The organism is Streptomyces sp. NPDC059564 (assembly GCF_042735575.1).
Lineage (GTDB): Bacteria > Actinomycetota > Actinomycetes > Streptomycetales > Streptomycetaceae > Streptomyces.
Genome location: NZ_JBHWBP010000186.1, coordinates 1 through 14,451, shown reverse-complemented (window position 1 = coordinate 14,451; position 14,451 = coordinate 1). Strand labels below are relative to the sequence as shown.

Annotated in this window: 16 protein-coding genes; 6 read left to right on the top strand and 10 right to left on the bottom strand. The window is 73.8% G+C overall.

What is annotated here, in order from left to right; genetic code table 11:
• Together ACFV0Q_RS26415 and ACFV0Q_RS26410 are read left to right on the top strand one after the other, a co-directional pair.
• The coding region (locus ACFV0Q_RS26415; protein ID WP_385008850.1) for an AMP-binding protein at window positions 1-1,758 on the top strand (1,758 nt) is incomplete at its 5' end.
• A 61-nt stretch (window positions 1,759-1,819) separates the two neighbouring features.
• Window positions 1,820-2,431, top strand: a complete 612-nt coding sequence (locus ACFV0Q_RS26410; protein WP_385008849.1) for a TetR/AcrR family transcriptional regulator — start codon at window positions 1,820-1,822, stop codon at window positions 2,429-2,431.
• Here the strand turns inward: ACFV0Q_RS26410 and ACFV0Q_RS26405 are convergent.
• Complete coding sequence (locus ACFV0Q_RS26405; RefSeq protein WP_385008848.1) at window positions 2,428-3,543, bottom strand: alkene reductase; 1,116 nt, start codon at window positions 3,541-3,543, stop codon at window positions 2,428-2,430. The genes ACFV0Q_RS26410 and ACFV0Q_RS26405 overlap by 4 nt on opposite strands.
• A 74-nt stretch (window positions 3,544-3,617) precedes the next feature.
• Between ACFV0Q_RS26405 and ACFV0Q_RS26400 the strand changes: the two genes are divergently transcribed.
• Complete coding sequence (locus ACFV0Q_RS26400) at window positions 3,618-3,995, top strand: MerR family transcriptional regulator (protein ID WP_385008847.1); 378 nt, start codon at window positions 3,618-3,620, stop codon at window positions 3,993-3,995.
• 18 nt (window positions 3,996-4,013) lie between these two features.
• Here ACFV0Q_RS26400 and ACFV0Q_RS26395 read toward each other — a convergent pair whose 3' ends face one another.
• From ACFV0Q_RS26395 to ACFV0Q_RS26360, 8 genes are all read right to left on the bottom strand, one after another.
• Window positions 4,014-4,301 carry an acetate uptake transporter gene (locus ACFV0Q_RS26395; RefSeq protein ID WP_385008846.1) on the bottom strand — a complete coding sequence of 96 codons (288 nt, stop codon included), beginning with the start codon at window positions 4,299-4,301 and terminating at the stop codon, window positions 4,014-4,016.
• Between the two features lie 67 nt (window positions 4,302-4,368).
• Window positions 4,369-5,607: an acyl-CoA dehydrogenase family protein gene (locus tag ACFV0Q_RS26390; RefSeq protein WP_385008845.1), complete on the bottom strand. Its 1,239-nt coding sequence runs from the start codon at window positions 5,605-5,607 to the stop codon at window positions 4,369-4,371.
• 9 nt (window positions 5,608-5,616) lie between these two features.
• On the bottom strand, window positions 5,617-6,657 hold the full coding sequence (locus tag ACFV0Q_RS26385) for a phosphotransferase family protein (RefSeq protein ID WP_385008844.1): 1,041 nt from the start codon (window positions 6,655-6,657) through the stop codon (window positions 5,617-5,619).
• A gap of 154 nt (window positions 6,658-6,811) precedes the next feature.
• Window positions 6,812-7,723 (bottom strand): MBL fold metallo-hydrolase, encoded by a 912-nt coding sequence (locus tag ACFV0Q_RS26380; RefSeq protein WP_385008843.1) that lies wholly within the window; start codon window positions 7,721-7,723, stop codon window positions 6,812-6,814.
• A gap of 109 nt (window positions 7,724-7,832) precedes the next feature.
• Window positions 7,833-8,129 (bottom strand): hypothetical protein, encoded by a 297-nt coding sequence (locus ACFV0Q_RS26375; RefSeq protein WP_385008842.1) that lies wholly within the window; start codon window positions 8,127-8,129, stop codon window positions 7,833-7,835.
• Window positions 8,130-8,263: 134 nt separating this feature from the next.
• Window positions 8,264-8,587: a DUF202 domain-containing protein gene (locus tag ACFV0Q_RS26370; RefSeq protein ID WP_385008841.1), complete on the bottom strand. Its 324-nt coding sequence runs from the start codon at window positions 8,585-8,587 to the stop codon at window positions 8,264-8,266.
• The gene (locus ACFV0Q_RS26365) at window positions 8,584-8,982 is read right to left on the bottom strand and encodes a YidH family protein (RefSeq protein WP_385008840.1); all 399 of its coding nucleotides are present in this window, start codon (window positions 8,980-8,982) and stop codon (window positions 8,584-8,586) included. Before ACFV0Q_RS26365 ends, ACFV0Q_RS26370 begins: the two co-directional genes overlap by 4 nt.
• Before the next feature lie 57 nt (window positions 8,983-9,039).
• Entirely contained in the window at window positions 9,040-9,564 is a 525-nt protein-coding gene (locus tag ACFV0Q_RS26360) for an NUDIX hydrolase (RefSeq protein ID WP_385008839.1), read from the bottom strand.
• 76 nt (window positions 9,565-9,640) lie between these two features.
• Here ACFV0Q_RS26360 and ACFV0Q_RS26355 point away from each other — a divergent pair, with 76 nt between their 5' ends.
• Window positions 9,641-11,296 carry an FAD-binding dehydrogenase gene (locus tag ACFV0Q_RS26355; protein ID WP_385008838.1) on the top strand — a complete coding sequence of 552 codons (1,656 nt, stop codon included), beginning with the start codon at window positions 9,641-9,643 and terminating at the stop codon, window positions 11,294-11,296.
• Window positions 11,297-11,397: 101 nt separating this feature from the next.
• Here the strand turns inward: ACFV0Q_RS26355 and ACFV0Q_RS26350 are convergent, their stop codons facing one another.
• Window positions 11,398-11,595 carry a hypothetical protein gene (locus ACFV0Q_RS26350; protein ID WP_385008837.1) on the bottom strand — a complete coding sequence of 66 codons (198 nt, stop codon included), beginning with the start codon at window positions 11,593-11,595 and terminating at the stop codon, window positions 11,398-11,400.
• Between the two features lie 304 nt (window positions 11,596-11,899).
• Between ACFV0Q_RS26350 and ACFV0Q_RS26345 the strand changes: the two genes are divergently transcribed.
• Together ACFV0Q_RS26345 and ACFV0Q_RS26340 are read left to right on the top strand one after the other, a co-directional pair.
• Complete coding sequence (locus tag ACFV0Q_RS26345) at window positions 11,900-12,850, top strand: hypothetical protein (protein ID WP_385008836.1); 951 nt, start codon at window positions 11,900-11,902, stop codon at window positions 12,848-12,850.
• A 45-nt stretch (window positions 12,851-12,895) separates the two neighbouring features.
• Complete coding sequence (locus tag ACFV0Q_RS26340) at window positions 12,896-14,440, top strand: APC family permease (RefSeq protein ID WP_385008835.1); 1,545 nt, start codon at window positions 12,896-12,898, stop codon at window positions 14,438-14,440.
• Window positions 14,441-14,451: the final 11 nt, after the last annotated feature.

Here is a 14,451-nt window from a genome sequence, read left to right as displayed (position 1 = left end):
GGCTACGCCGAAGCCGATGCCCTCTCCGACTCCCTCGCCGGACACCTCGCGGCGCGCGGGATCCGGCGGGGCGACCGGGTCGCCGTCATGCTCCAGAACACCCCGCACTTCGTGCTCGCCGTGCTGGCCGCCTGGAAGGCCGGGGCGGTGGTCGTCCCGCTGAACCCCATGTACAAGTCCGCCGAGGCCGGTCATATCCTGCGCGACTCGGGCGCGACCGCCCTGATCTGCGAGACCCGGGCCTGGACGGCGTGCCTCCACGCCACCGCCCGCGCGACCGGCGTCCACACCGTCCTCACCGCCGACCCCCGCGACTTCCAGACCCGCGACGACCCCCGCGCCTTCCCGCCCGGCACCCCTGCGGGCACCCCCGCCCCGCCCGGCGCCACGGCCCGGGCCGGCGCCCCCGCCTCCCAGCCCGCCCCGGCGGGCGGCCCCGCCACGGGGGACGGCTCCGTCCCGGCATCCGCCGCCGTCTCCCCGGCCGCCGCCGTCCCCCAGGCCGCCGCCGTCTCCCCGGCCGCCTCCGTGCCCCGGGCCACCCGCGTGCCCCAGGCCGCCCCCCTCCCCGGGCCCCGCCGAGGGACGGGCACCCCGGCACGGGAGGCGGGCCCGGGGTCCGCCCCGGGGTTCGCCCCCGCCGACCTCGCCGCCGTGGCCCGCCAGGGCCACCCCGCGCCGGCCGATCCCCGGCTCACCGCCGCCGACCTCGCCCTGATCAGCTACACCTCGGGCACCTCCGGCACCCCCAAGGGCGCCATGAACCCGCACGGCGCGCTCACCTACAACGCCACCCGCCAGGTCACCGGCCACCCCCTCCCCGAGGGCGCCGGGTACTTCGCGATGGCCCCGCTCTTCCACATCACCGGCCTGGTCTGCGAGCTCGCCGCCTGCTTCGCCAACGCCGGCACCCTCGTCCTCGCCCACCGCTTCGACGCCGGCACCGTCCTCGACGCCTTCGTCGAGCACCGCCCCGCCTACACCATCGGCCCGGCCACCGCCTTCACGGCCCTCGCCGCCCACCCCGCCGCCACCCCGGACCACTTCGCCTCCTTCCAGGTGATCTCCTCCGGCGGCGCCCCGCTCCCGCCCGCCCTGGTCGAACGCCTCCGCGCCTCCTTCGGCTTCTACCTGCGCAACGGCTACGGCCTCACCGAGTGCACCGCCCCCTGCGCCTCGGTCCCCGCCCACCGCGAGGCCCCCGTCGACCCCGCCTCCGGCACCCTCTCGGTCGGTGTCCCCGGCGCACAGACCCTCGTACGGATCCTCGACGAGCACGGCGCGGAGCTCCCCTTCGGCGAGACCGGCGAGATCGCCGTCCGCGGCCCGCAGGTCGTACCCGGCTACTGGGGCCTCCCCGACGAAACCGCCAAGGCCTTCCCGGACGGGGAACTCCGCACCGGCGACGTCGGCTTCATGGACCCGGACGGCTGGCTCTACGTCGTCGACCGCAAGAAGGACATGATCAACGCCTCCGGGTTCAAGGTCTGGCCCAGGGAGGTGGAGGACGTCCTGCACACCCACCCCGCCGTCCGCGACGCGGCCGTCGTCGGCGTCCCCGACCCCTACCGCGGGGAGAGCGTGAAGGCGTACGTGAGCCTGCGGCCCGGCGCCTCCGCCGAGCCCGCGCAGCTGTCCGCGTACTGCGCCGAGCGCCTCGCCGCGTACAAGTACCCGCGCGAGGTGGAGATCCTGCCTGTTCTTCCCCAGACCACCAGTGGCAAGATCCTGCGACGGGAACTGCGCGAACGCGGCTGAAAACAGTCGGACGGTCGTACAGCGCAGACAGGCGACGCACCAGGAGAGGAAGGCGAGCACCATGGCCGCCAGGACCACCGCGGGACCCGAGGACGTGAACCGGGAGACCCCGGTGCCGCAGCGGCTGCTGGCCGTCGCCACCAGGCTGTTCGCCGAACGGGGCTACGACCGCACCTCCGTCCAGGAGATCGTCGAAGCGGCCGGCGTCACCAAGGGCGCGCTCTACCACTACTTCGGTTCCAAGGACGACCTGCTGCACGAGGTGTACGCGCGGATGCTGCGCCTCCAGCAGCAGCGGCTCGACGCGGTGGCCGGATCCGACGCCCCCGTCGAGGAGCGGCTGCGGGCCGCCGCGGCCGACGTGGTGGTCACCACCATCGAGAACCTCGACGACGCGATGATCTTCTTCCGGTCGATGCACCAGCTCAGCCCGGAGAAGTACAAGCAGGTGCGGGCGGAGCGCCGGCGCTACCACGAGCGGTTCCGGGCCCTGGTCGAGGAGGGACAGAACGGCGGGGTCTTCTCCACGGCGACCCCCGCCGACCTGGTGGTGGACTTCTACTTCGGTTCCGTCCACCACCTGTCGACCTGGTACCGCACGGACGGGCCGCTCACCGCCCACCAGGTCGCCGACCACCTCGCCGACCTGCTGCTGCGCTCGCTCCGCCCCTAACCCCTGTCCTCGCCCAGCGCGGGGTAGTCGGTGTAGCCCTGCGACCCGTGCACGTGCATCAGGAACTCCGGGCGGAGCTCGTTGAGCGGGGCGCCGGTGCGCAGCCGCTCGGCGAAGTCGGGGTTGGCGAGGAAGCCCCGGCCCAGCGCCACCAGGTCCGCGCCCTCGGCCAGCAGCCGTTCGGCGGCCCGCTTGCCCCCGTCGGCCGCGACCTCCTCGCGGGAGAGCGAGGGGTTGGCGATCAGCGTGCCGGGCCAGGCCTTGCGGATCTCCTGGAAGCGGGGACCGTCCGGGTCGGCCCACACCTGGTGCAGGTAGACCGGCTCAAGCTCGGCCAGGGCCGCCACCAGCGCCGGGTAGATCTCCTCGGTATCGCCCTCCTCGATGCCGTTGACCTCCACCCCGGGGGAGATCCGTACGCCGACCCGCTCGCGGCCGACCGCCGCTATGACGGCGCGGACCACCTCGACGGTGAACCGGATCCGCCCTTCGACGGACCCGCCCCAGGCGTCGGTCCGGCGGTTGGTGTTCCCCGCCAGGAACTGGTGGAGCAGGTGGCCGTTGGCGGAGTGCACCTCCACCCCGGCGAAGCCCGCCTCCACGGCGGCCCGCGCGGCCGCCGCGAAGTCGGCGATCGTGGACCGGATGTCCGCCTCGGTCATCTCGCGGGGCGTGACGCCCTGCCGCAGCCCGGCGGGCGTCTGCAGCGGCTCCGGGAAGGGCACCGCGGACGGGGCGAGCGGGACGTGCCCGCTGGTGGCGGGGTGGCCGACCCGGCCGCCGTGCTGGAGCTGGAGGAACATCCGCCCGCCGGCGGCGTGCACCGCGTCCGTGACCCGGCGCCAGCCGGCGGCCTGGGCCGGGGTGTGGATGCCGGGGATGTGCGGGTAGGTCTGGCCCACGGCGTTCGGGGTGGTGGCCTCGGCGATGATCAGGCCGGCCGAGGCGCGCTGTGCGTAGTAGGCGGCCATGAGCTCGCCCGGGACGCCGTCGGCCCCCGCGCGGTTGCGCGTCAGCGGCGCCATCACCAGGCGGCTGGGGAGCTCCAGGCCGCCGAGGCGGGCGGCGGAGAAGAGGCGGGAAGCGGCGGGAACCTGCGGTGTCTGCGTCATGCCGGTACCGTAGAACCTCACACTGATGTCAGATTCAAGCCCCGACCGGGGAGTTGGGGCGGGGTGGGTGGGGCATGAGGATCGGCGAACTGGCGGCGCGCACCGGTGTCAGCGAGCGTTCGCTGCGCTACTACGAGGCGCAGGGTCTGCTGGCCTCCGACCGGACGCCGGGAGGGCACCGGGACTTCCCCGAGCGGGCCGTCGACCGGGTCATCCGGATCCAGGAGCTCTACGCGGCGGGGCTGCACAGCTCGAAGATCGCGAAGGTCCTGCCCTGCATGCGCGACGAGGACGGTGGCCCGGCGGCGCGGGCCACCCCGGCACTGGTGGCCGAACTGAGCCTGGAGCGGGAGCGGATCGACCGGATGATCGGCGATCTGCTGCGCTCGCGCGAAGTGCTGGACGAGGTCATCGCGGCGGCGGGCAGCCCGGGCCCCCGGCCCGCCGCCTGAGGTCTCCCGGTACGGGCCTCAGCCCGGCGGGAGGACCTCGCGGCCCCAGGTCTCCTCGGCCACCACGGCGAAGGAGACGTACCAGGCGATGCCCGCGCACAGCAGGCCGAGGAAGCCGCCGGTGTGCCCGAGGGCGGTGACCTGGGTGAGGTCGCCCAGCGCCAGGGAGAGGAAGGTCAGCGCCGGCACCACGAACAGCAGCCGGTGCGCGAGGTCCGGCTTGAGCGCGGCGATCGACATGTACGCGGTGAAGACGAACCAGGCCGGGATGAATTCCGCATGGGCCGGCAGAGTGATGCGGGCCACTGTGTTCACCGGGGTCTCGCCACACCGGAATCCGGGATCCAGGTGCGGCGATCCCCTCCGGGCATCCCTACCGGGCGCGGTACGGCTTCAGTTCCCGGTGGGCCAGTGAGCGCTGGTGGACCTCGTCCGGGCCGTCCGCGAGGCGGAGCGTGCGGGCCGCCGCCCACAGTTCGGCCAGGGGGAAGTCCTGGCTGACCCCGCCCGCGCCGTGCAGCTGCACCGCCCGGTCCAGGATCTCCACCACCGCGCGCGGGGTCGCGATCTTGATGGCCTGGATCTCGGTGTGCGCGCCCCGGTTCCCGGCCGTGTCCATCAGCCAGGCGGTCTTCAGCACCAGCAGCCGCAGCTGCTCGATGGTGACCCGGGCGTCCGCGATCCAGCCCTGCACCACTCCCTGCGCGGCCAGCTCCTTGCCGAAGGCCGTACGTCCCACCGCGCGCCGGCACATCAGCTCGACGGCCCGCTCCGCCATGCCGATGAGCCGCATGCAGTGGTGGATCCGGCCCGGGCCGAGCCGGGCCTGGGCGATGGCGAAGCCGGTGCCCTCCTCGCCGATCAGGTTCGCCGCCGGGACCCGGACCCCGTCGAAGACCACCTCGGCGTGACCGCCGTGGTCGTGGTCCTCGTACCCGTACACGGTCATCGCCCGGCGCACCTCGACGCCCGGGGTGTCGCGGGGGACCAGGATCATCGACTGCTGGCGGCGCGGGTCGGCGCCCTGCGGGTCGGTCTTGCCCATCACGATGAAGATCTTGCAGTCCGGGTTCATCGCCCCGGAGATGTACCACTTGCGGCCCGTGACCACGTACTCGTCACCGACGCGCTCGATCCGCGTCTCGATGTTCGTCGCGTCCGAGGAGGCCACCTCGGGCTCGGTCATCGCGAAGGCCGAACGGATCTCGCCGGCCAGCAGCGGCTCCAGCCACTGCTTCTTCTGCTGCTCGTTGCCGAACTGGGCCAGCAGCTCCATGTTCCCGGTGTCCGGGGCCGCGCAGTTGGTGGCCATCGGCGCCAGGTGCGGGCTGCGGCCGGTGATCTCGGCGAGCGGGGCGTACTGGAGGTTGGTCAGCCCGGCGCCGTACCCGGCGTCCGGCAAGCCGTGCTGGTGTACGAAGAACAGGTTCCACAGGCCCTGGCGGCGCGCCTCGGCCTTCAGTTCACCGAACACGGCCGGGGTGTCCCAGGGCGAGGCCAGCCGTGCGCGCTGCTCGGCGGCGAGGGCTTCCGCCGGGTAGACGTACTCCTCCATGAACGCGAGCAGCCGCTCGCGGAGTTCCTCGGTCCGGGCGTCGAATGCGAAGTCCATGGGTGCTGCTCAGCCTTCCTTGAGGGTGGTCAGACCGTGCTCGATGAAGACCGGCACCAGTTCGCCGATCCGGTCGAAGCCCGCGCCGACCGTCTGCCCGAGCGTGAAGCGGTAGTGGATGCCTTCGAGGATCACCGCGAGCTTGAACCACGCGAAGGCCGTGTACCAGGCGATGGCGCCGGTGTCCCGGCCGGAGCGGGCGGCGTACCGCGCGATCAGCTCGGCGGGCTCCGGATGCCCCGGCGCGCGGCTCGTCGTACTGACCGGCGAGTCCTCCAGCCCCAGGTCGGAGCTGTACATCACGAGCAGCCCGAGGTCGGTCAGCGGATCGCCCAGCGTGGACATCTCCCAGTCCAGCACCGCCCGGATCGCGTCGTCCGGCCCGCCGATCAGTACGTTGTCCAGCCGGAAGTCCCCGTGCACCACCGTCGGCGCGGGGGAGGCGGGCAGTGTCCTGCCGAGGGCGGCGTGCAGTTCGTCGACGCCCGCCAGCTCCCGCCCCCGGGAGGCCGCGAGCTGCTTGCCCCAGCGGCGCAACTGCCGGTCGAGGAAGCCCTCGGGCCGGCCGAAGTCGCCCAGCCCCACCGCCGCCGGGTCCACCGCGTGCAGGTCGACCAGGGTGTCCACGAGGGCGAGCACCGCCCGCCGGGTCCGCTCGGGGCCGATCTCCTCCAGCTGCGCGGCGCTGCGGTACGGGACCCCCTCCACGAACTCCATGACGTAGAACGGCGCCCCCAGCACCTCCTCGTCCTCGCACAGCAGCAGCGGCTCGGGCACCGGTACGGCCGTCCCGTGCAGGGCGGCGATCACCCGGTGCTCGCGCCGCATGTCGTGCGCGGTGGCCAGGACGTGCCCGAGCGGCGGACGGCGCACCACCCAGCGGGCGGAGCCGTCGGTGACCGCGTACGTCAGGTTCGACCGGCCCCCTTCGATCAGCCGGGCGCTCAGCGGCCCGGCCGCGAGACCGGGGCGCGCGGCGTCGAGATGGCCGCGCAGCCGCTCCAGGTCCAGGCCGCGCGGGCTCGGGGAGCCTGCCGGGGCTGCGGTCATGGTGCGCACCTCCGTGAGGAGTCGACGGTGACGGGCCGGGTTGCCCGGAGCCATCATGCCGACCAGTCGGTATGCCGTCCAGGGGGCGGGCCGGAGGAACTCCTCCGGCCGCGCCGCACGGCCGCCTCACCGGGCACGCCTCACCGGCCCCGCGTCACGCGTGACACAGGATCGGCGTGCCCCCGTTCATCACCGTCATGTCGCGCAGCACCGCCATGATGTCCAGCGGCACCCCCTCCGGCTCCCCGGCCAGCTCCGCGTACGCCCGGTGCACGTTCGCCACCAGCCGCTCGCTCTCCCGCCAGGCCGCGAACTCCCCGAGATCGGCACCCTGAGCCGTCTCCAGCGGGGTCAGCCCCTTCTCCCGGCCCTCCCGGGCCAGTTCGGCCACGAACCGCAGGTACCGCCCGGTGGCCCCGTACGCCGACGCGTCGGTCAGCGGACCGTGACCCGGTACGACGGTTTGCGCGCCCAGGGACTCCAGCAGCTCCAGCGCCCGCAGCGAACCGGACAGCGAGCCCATCGCGAGGAACGGCGTACCCCCGGCGAAGACCAGGTCACCCGTGAAGACGACCCGCTGCCGGGGCAGCCACACGACCGCGTCGCCGGTGGTGTGGGCCACGCCCGGGTGGATGACCTGGACCTCGGTGTCGCCGACGTGCAGGGTCAGGCGGTCGTTGAAGGTCAGGTCGGGGGCGGTGACCGATATCGCGCCGAAGTCGGTGGCGGGCCAGATCAGTTCGAGCTGGTGCCCGGCCGCGAGCTGCTCGGCGCGCGCGTTGTCGTGCCCGATGATCAGGGCCTCGGGCGCGAACACCCCGTTCCCGTAGGTGTGGTCGCCGTGGTGGTGGGTGTTCACGACGGTCCGGGGGAGCGGCACCCCGGCCGCGACGACCGCCTCGCGCAGGGCCAGCGCCCGCCGCTCGGTGGCGGCGGTGTCGACGAGCAGGGTCCGCCCGCCGTCGCTGACGAATCCGGCGTTGTTGAGGCACCAGCCCCCGTCCGGCTGGACGTAGGCGTACACCCCGTCCGCGGGCTGGACGACGTACGGCGCGTCGACGGTCATGGCGCTCTCCCCGGGTCGCTGCGACAGATGACCGGCATCCTGTCAGCCGCGGCGACACCGGGGGAGAGCGGGGGTGTTGGGAGGCGTGCGGGGGAGGCGGCGGCTGCCGTCAGTGGTCGTCGTAGTGGCCGTCGTGCTCCGCGTGCCGGTGCCCGTCGTGGACGTAGTCGACGTGGTCGCCGTGCGCGACGGACTCGTGCCCGCAGTCCGGGCCGTGCGCGTGCGCGTGGGCCTCGTGGGTGGTGTGGTCCGGGGTCTCGCACTCGTCCCAGTGCCCGGAGTGCTCCCGGTGCAGGTGGCCGTCGTGCGCGTAGTCGACGTGGTCGCCGTGCGGGACCGCCTGGTGGCCGCAGGAGGGGCCGTGGGCGTGCTCGTGCGTGGGGTGCTCGTGGTGCAGGGTCGTCATGGCGCCGAGGCTAGTGCGGATCGCCCCGTAACGCCCGTTGTGTCCGTACTCGTGTCGCGCCCGCTCGGAAGATCACCGTCAGACGTCCTCCGTCGGATGTCCTCGGTCAGAAGCTCTCGGTCAGAAGCTCTCGGTCAGAAGATCACCGTCATCGCGAACACCGCCAGCGCCACCGTGCACAGCACCGCCCCCAGCGCCGCCCGTGGTGCCAGCCCCGGCGGCCGCGCCGACGCCAGCTCCCGCATCCGCCGGTGCGCCACGCCCAGGAACGCCAGCCAGATCAGCAGGATCACCGCCGTCCCGCCCACCTGCAGCGGCGATCCGGACCCGCGCAACGCCTGCCGCAGCGCCAGTACGACCGCCACCGAGCAGGCCAGGGTCGTACGCCGCCACGCCAGCCGGGTCCGCTCCGGCTGCAGCCCGGCGTCGCGGACGCCGGCCGTACCGGGGCCGGTCACCGGCCGCTCGTCCAGCCGAGCAGCACGACCAGCATCATGGCCAGCGCGACCAGCCCGACGCCCAGGCTCAGCAGCACCGGGAACCGGGACAGCGGCAGGTCCTCGCCGCGCCGCATCGCCCGCTCGCACCGCACCCAGTGGTTCACGGCCCGCAGCGCGCACGCCGCCCCGACCGCGAGCAGCGCCAAGGACATCCCGACCCGCACCCCCCACCGCAGGTCGGGCAGGAACTGGTCGACCGCGAACCCGCCGCCGACCAGCGCCAGCGCGGTCCGGATCCAGGCGAGGAAGGTGCGTTCGTTGGCGAGCGAGAAGCGGTAGTCCGGGGTGTCGCCCTCGTCCCGCAGCCGCTTCGGCGCGAACCAGAGGCGCACGTCTTTGACGAAGTCGATCATCGGGCCAATCTACGTCCAGCCACCCCGCGGAACCGGGACCGGCCCGATGCCCGCCCGTCAGCCCGCCCGGTACGCCGTCAGCCGCCGGTACGCCTCCAGCCCGTCCGGCACCCAGGCCCACTCCCCGCCAGCGATCCGCCGCTCCAGCTCGTCCTGCGGGAGCCAGGTGTGCCAGTCCACCTCGGAGGCCTGAGGGGACACCGGCAGGGCGCACCGCACCTCGTGCACGTACGACCACCAGGCCCCGCCCGGACCCTCGTACAGGAACTTGAACAGCGGCGTCGGCTGCTCCAGCCCGCTCACCCCCAGCTCCTCCTCGGCCTCCCGCAGCGCGGCCCCCGCGTAGTCCTCGCCGGCGCCCAGCACCCCGCCCACGAACATGTCGTAGTACGCGGGGAACACCAGCTTCGACGCGGTCCGCCGGTGCACGAACACCCGCCCCCGCGCATCCCTGGCCTGCACGAACACACACCGGTGCAGCAGCCCCCGGGCGTACACCTCGCCCCTGGGGGCCTGCCCGGTGACCCGGTCTTCCCGGTCCACGACGTCCAGTACTTCATCAGCGGCACTCACGGAATCCATCCAACCACCGCTGTTGACTGGTTACCGCTCCGTAGCAAAGGATCTGCCCCACCACCGACCGGAGGACGGGCAACGCATGACGTACGACGCTGACGTGATCGTGATCGGAGCGGGCCTCGCCGGGCTCGTCGCCACCGCCGAGCTCGTCGACGCGGGCCGCAAGGTGATCCTCCTCGACCAGGAGCCCGAGCAGTCGATCGGTGGGCAGGCGCACTGGTCGTTCGGCGGGCTGTTCTTCGTGAACTCGCCCGAGCAGCGCCGGATGCGGATCAAGGACAGCCGCGACCTGGCCCTGCAGGACTGGGCCGGCACCGCGGGCTTCGACCGTCCGGAGGACGCCTGGCCGCGCCGCTGGGCCGAGGCGTACGTGGACTTCGCGGCGGGGGAGAAGCGGCCCTGGCTGCACGCGCGGGGCGTCCGCTTCTTCCCCGTCGTCGGCTGGGCGGAGCGCGGCGGCTACGACGCGAACGGCCACGGCAACTCCGTCCCCCGCTTCCACATCACCTGGGGCACCGGCCCGGGCCTCGTCGCCCCCTTCGAGCGCCGCGTCCGGGCCGGGGTGGCCCGGGGTCTGGTCCGGCTCGCCTTCCGCCACCGGGTCACCGGCCTGTCGGCCACCGCCGGCACGCTGGACACCGTCACCGGCGAGGTCCTGGCCCCCTCGGACGCCGTACGGGGCACCGCCAGCGGCCGCGAGGCCACCGGCGCCTTCTCCCTGCGCGCCCAGGCCGTGATCATCACCAGCGGCGGCATCGGCGGCAACCACGACCTCGTGCGCGCGCAGTGGCCGGCCCGGCTCGGCACCCCGCCCGAGCGGATGCTCTCCGGGGTCCCGGCGCACGTCGACGGCCTGATGCTCGGCATCGCCGAGGACGCGGGCGCCAGCCACATCAACAAGGACCGCATGTGGCACTACACCGAGGGCATCGAGAACTGGAACCCGATCTGGGCCCGGCACGGCATCCGCATCCTGCCCGGCCCGTCCTCGCTCTGGCTCGACGCCACCGGCAAGCGGCTCCCCGTACCGCTCTTCCCGGGCTTCGACACCCTCGGCACCCTCGACCACATCATGAAGACCGGCCACGACCACACCTGGTTCGTGCTCAACCAGCGCATCATCGGCAAGGAGTTCGGCCTCTCCGGCTCCGAGCAGAACCCCGACCTGACCGGGAAGTCGGTGCGCGAGGTCATCGACCGCGCCCGGCAGGCCGTGCCGGGTCCGGTGAAGGCCTTCATGGACCACGGCGTCGACTTCATCGTCGAACGCGACCTGACCGCGATGGTCCGCCGGATGAACGAGCTCACCAAGGAGAACCTCCTCGACGAGGCCACCGTCCGGGCGGAGATCGTGGCCCGCGACCGGGAGATCGCCAACCCGTTCACCAAGGACCTCCAGGTGACGGCCATCCACGGGGCGCGCAAGTACCTCGGCGACAAGCTGATCCGCACCGCCGCCCCGCACCGCATCCTGGACCCGAAGGCGGCCCCGCTGATCGCCGTCCGGCTCTCGATCCTGACCCGCAAGTCCCTGGGCGGCCTGGAGACCGACCTCTCCTCGCGCGTCCTGACCCCGTCGGGCGAACCGCTCCCCGGCGTGTACGCGGCCGGCGAGGCGGCGGGCTTCGGCGGCGGGGGCGTCCACGGCTACCGGGCCCTCGAAGGCACCTTCCTGGGCGGCTGCATCTTCTCGGGCCGCGCCGCGGGCCGAGCGGCGGCGAAGGCGGTGTCCTAGGTCCCGGCAGGCTCGCCATTCGGCCACCGGCGCGTGGCCCTCGCCCCGGGCCGGCGCGCGCAGCGGTCCGACCTCGGCCAGCCGCGGCACGCGTACGTCCGTCACTTCCAGGACAGCCGGTGCTGCCGGGCGCACTCCACCGGTGCCGCGTGCCCGCCCGGCCCGGGCAGCGGCCCGCCCTCCGGCCCGTACGCGTGCGGCGGCCGCGCCGTCGCGGTCTTCGCCCCGCCCGGCACGGCCTCCACCAGCCGGTCGCGCCGCTCCCCGGGGAGCGGCGGCGGGCCGTCGTGGATCGTCACGGGTCCGGCGTACGGATCCGGCCGCGCGGGCGGCACCCGTACCCGTACCGCCACAACCGGCCCAACTCGGCCAGTGGCCGACGTAGTTGAGACCAATGGAAACCCGCCACCCGCTGGACTGGACCTTGACTCGGAGCTGTGCGTACCGCTTTGCTGTGCGTGATCATCCGGACCGCTCGCCGGTGTGATCCAGCCGCGCCATTCGAACCACCCGCAACACCGCTACCACCAGACCCAGTTGTCCCCCGTGCGTGCTCCCACGTACGTCGCCCACCCGCGCCCGCGCCCTGGAGGGAACCCGCGGATGTCCCCGCCTCCGCCGCCCCTCGGCCGCGCCCGCAAGCGGGACGCCCAGCTCTTCGACCCCGCCCTGTGCGACACCGAACTGGTCTCCGTACGCTCCCAGTTCACCCAGGGCCGGTGGTCCAAGGCCCGCAGCCTGCTCGTCGGCACCGGCGACGACTGGGACCGCCGAGGCCACCGGATCGTCGTCCTCGCGGAAACCCCGGCGGCCACCGCCTGGGCCCGCGAATGGCTGCTCGCCGAACCCGACAGCGCCGACGCCGCGACCCTCCTCGCGTGTGCCGCCGTCTTCGCCGCCCTGCGCCGCAAGGGCACCCCGGAGGCCGCCGAGGAGGCCTGCCGCCGCGCCGCCGCCCTGCTCCCCGCCGACCCCACGCCCTGGCTGGGCCTGCTGATGCTCTCCCGCGCCTTCGGCGGCGAGGAGGAGTTCAGCCGCCACTTCGACCAGGTCCGGGCCCGGCACCGGGAGCACCACCACGCCCACCACCTGATGGTCGCCAAGCTCGCCGAGCGCACCCCCGCCGCCGGCCACGACCCGCTCCACGAGGTCTACGACTTCGCCTCCTGGGCCGCCGAGGAGTCCCCGGCCGACTCCCCGCTCGCCGTACTGCCCGTCATCGCCCACGCCGAGCGCTACCGGGTCCTCGCCGCCGCCCAGGGCCGCGTCACCCCCGAGGCCGCCGCCCTGCACTGGACCGGCCGCCGCGCCCGCCAGGTGCTGCGCTCCGCCTTCGACTGGTGGCTGGAGTGGGAGCGCGAGGACCACCCGCGCAACCGGGTCGACCTCAACTTCCTCGCCCACGCGAAACTCTGCGAGGGCCGCCCCGCCGAGGCCGCCGCCCTCTTCCACCGCATCGGCAGCCACGCCACCCCCGCCCCCTGGTCCTATCCCGACCGGGACCCGCACAAGGCCTTCCTCGCCGCGCGCAGCGCCGCGCTCGGCACCGCCTGACCCCCGACCAGCCGACCAGCCAGTCACCCCCGAAAGGACCCCGCCATGCCGACGGGCAGATCCACCACGCTCCCAGCCGAGGCCGAGATCCGCACGTACAAGGGCCAGGACCGCGCCCTGCGCGCGGACCGGCTCGGCACCGCCGGACTGCTGCTCTCCGTACTCGCCGCGAGCGCGCCCCTGATGGTCGTCGCGGGTGTCATGCCCACGATCTTCGGAGTCATGGGCATCGTCGGCCAGCCCCTGCTCTTCGTGATCCTCGGCGTCGTCCTCGCCCTCTTCGGCATCGGCTACGCGGAGATGAGCCGGCACGTCCACAACGCCGGCGCCTTCTACGCGTACATCGCGCGCGGCCTCGGGCCGACCGCCGGAGCCGCCGCCTCCCTCGTCGCCCTCGTCGCCTACAGCGCGATGCAGGTCGGCGTCTACGGCATCCTCGGCTTCGAGATGTCCGGCCTCTTCGCCACCTACCTCGACGTGCGGATCGCCTGGTGGATCCCGGCCCTGATCGCGGTCGCCGCCACCGGCGCGCTCGGCTGGCTGAAGATCGACCTCAACGCCAAGGTGCTCGGCGTCCTGCTGCTCATCGAGTGCGTCCTCGTCGTCGTCTTCGACGCCGCCGCCCTCGGCAAGCCCGGCCCCGAAGGCCTCTCGCTCACCGCCTTCGACCCCGGCACCCTGTCCGGAGCGGGCCTCGGCACCGCCCTGTGCTTCTGCATCGCCGCCTTCGTCGGCTTCGAGCAGTCCCCGGTCTACGCCGAGGAGACCAGCAAGCCGCACATCGTGGTCTCCCGCGTGATGTTCCTCGCGGTCGGCTTCGTCGCCCTCTTCTTCGCCGTCAGCGCCTGGGCCCTGACCGTCGCCACCGGCCCGGCCGGGATCGTCAAGGCCGCCACCGACGCCGGTCCCGGCCTGCTCTTCGAGCTCACCGAGAGCCGTCTGGGCGCCACCTTCACCGACGTCCTGCACGTGCTCTTCGTCACCGGCATGTTCGCGGCCATGCTCAGCTTCCACAACGTCGTCGCCCGCTACGCCTTCGCCATGGGCCGCGAGGGCCTGCTCCCCGCCCGCTTCGGCCGCACCAACCCCGGCACGGGCGCCCCCGCCACCGGGTCCCTGCTGCAGACCGTCGTGGCCGCGGTCGTCGTCATCGTCTTCGCGGTCACCGACGACATGCCGGCCGGCGACCCCACCGCACCCGTCCTGCACCTGTTCACCTGGATGGGCAGCGTCGGCGCCCTCGGCGTGACCGTCCTGATGGCCGCGTCCTCCGTCGCCGTCATCGCCTTCTTCGTCCGCCGCGGCACCGCGGGCGCCCAGATCTGGCGGCTGGTCGCCGCGGGCCTGTCGGGCCTCGCCCTGGTCGTGATCGCCGTCTACACCGTCCGCGACTTCGGCGTGCTCGTCGGGGCCGCCGAGGGCTCCGCGCTGAGCTGGGCGCTGCCCGCCATCGTCGCCGTCGCCGCCGTGGGCGGACTGGTCCACGGGCTGCTCCTCAAGAGCCGGCGCCCCGAGGCGCACGCCCGGATCGGGCTGGGCAACGAGGCCTTCCGCCTCGACCAGGCCGCGGAGTCCGACCCGCTCGGCTGAGCCCCGTAGCC

What these genes read in the sequence shown, in the direction of transcription:
- ACFV0Q_RS26355 (WP_385008838.1), top strand. Translation starts at nt 9,641, where the DNA reads ATGACGTACGACGCTGACGTGATCGTGATCGGAGCGGGCCTCGCCGGG.
- ACFV0Q_RS26400 (WP_385008847.1), top strand. Translation starts at nt 3,618, where the DNA reads ATGAGGATCGGCGAACTGGCGGCGCGCACCGGTGTCAGCGAGCGTTCG.
- ACFV0Q_RS26385 (WP_385008844.1), bottom strand. Translation starts at nt 6,657, where the DNA reads ATGACCGCAGCCCCGGCAGGCTCCCCGAGCCCGCGCGGCCTGGACCTG.
- ACFV0Q_RS26375 (WP_385008842.1), bottom strand. Translation starts at nt 8,129, where the DNA reads ATGACGACCCTGCACCACGAGCACCCCACGCACGAGCACGCCCACGGC.
- ACFV0Q_RS26380 (WP_385008843.1), bottom strand. Translation starts at nt 7,723, where the DNA reads ATGACCGTCGACGCGCCGTACGTCGTCCAGCCCGCGGACGGGGTGTAC.
- ACFV0Q_RS26340 (WP_385008835.1), top strand. Translation starts at nt 12,896, where the DNA reads ATGCCGACGGGCAGATCCACCACGCTCCCAGCCGAGGCCGAGATCCGC.
- ACFV0Q_RS26345 (WP_385008836.1), top strand. Translation starts at nt 11,900, where the DNA reads ATGTCCCCGCCTCCGCCGCCCCTCGGCCGCGCCCGCAAGCGGGACGCC.
- ACFV0Q_RS26405 (WP_385008848.1), bottom strand. Translation starts at nt 3,543, where the DNA reads ATGACGCAGACACCGCAGGTTCCCGCCGCTTCCCGCCTCTTCTCCGCC.
- ACFV0Q_RS26365 (WP_385008840.1), bottom strand. Translation starts at nt 8,982, where the DNA reads ATGATCGACTTCGTCAAAGACGTGCGCCTCTGGTTCGCGCCGAAGCGG.
- ACFV0Q_RS26360 (WP_385008839.1), bottom strand. Translation starts at nt 9,564, where the DNA reads ATGGATTCCGTGAGTGCCGCTGATGAAGTACTGGACGTCGTGGACCGG.
- ACFV0Q_RS26410 (WP_385008849.1), top strand. Translation starts at nt 1,820, where the DNA reads ATGGCCGCCAGGACCACCGCGGGACCCGAGGACGTGAACCGGGAGACC.
- ACFV0Q_RS26390 (WP_385008845.1), bottom strand. Translation starts at nt 5,607, where the DNA reads ATGGACTTCGCATTCGACGCCCGGACCGAGGAACTCCGCGAGCGGCTG.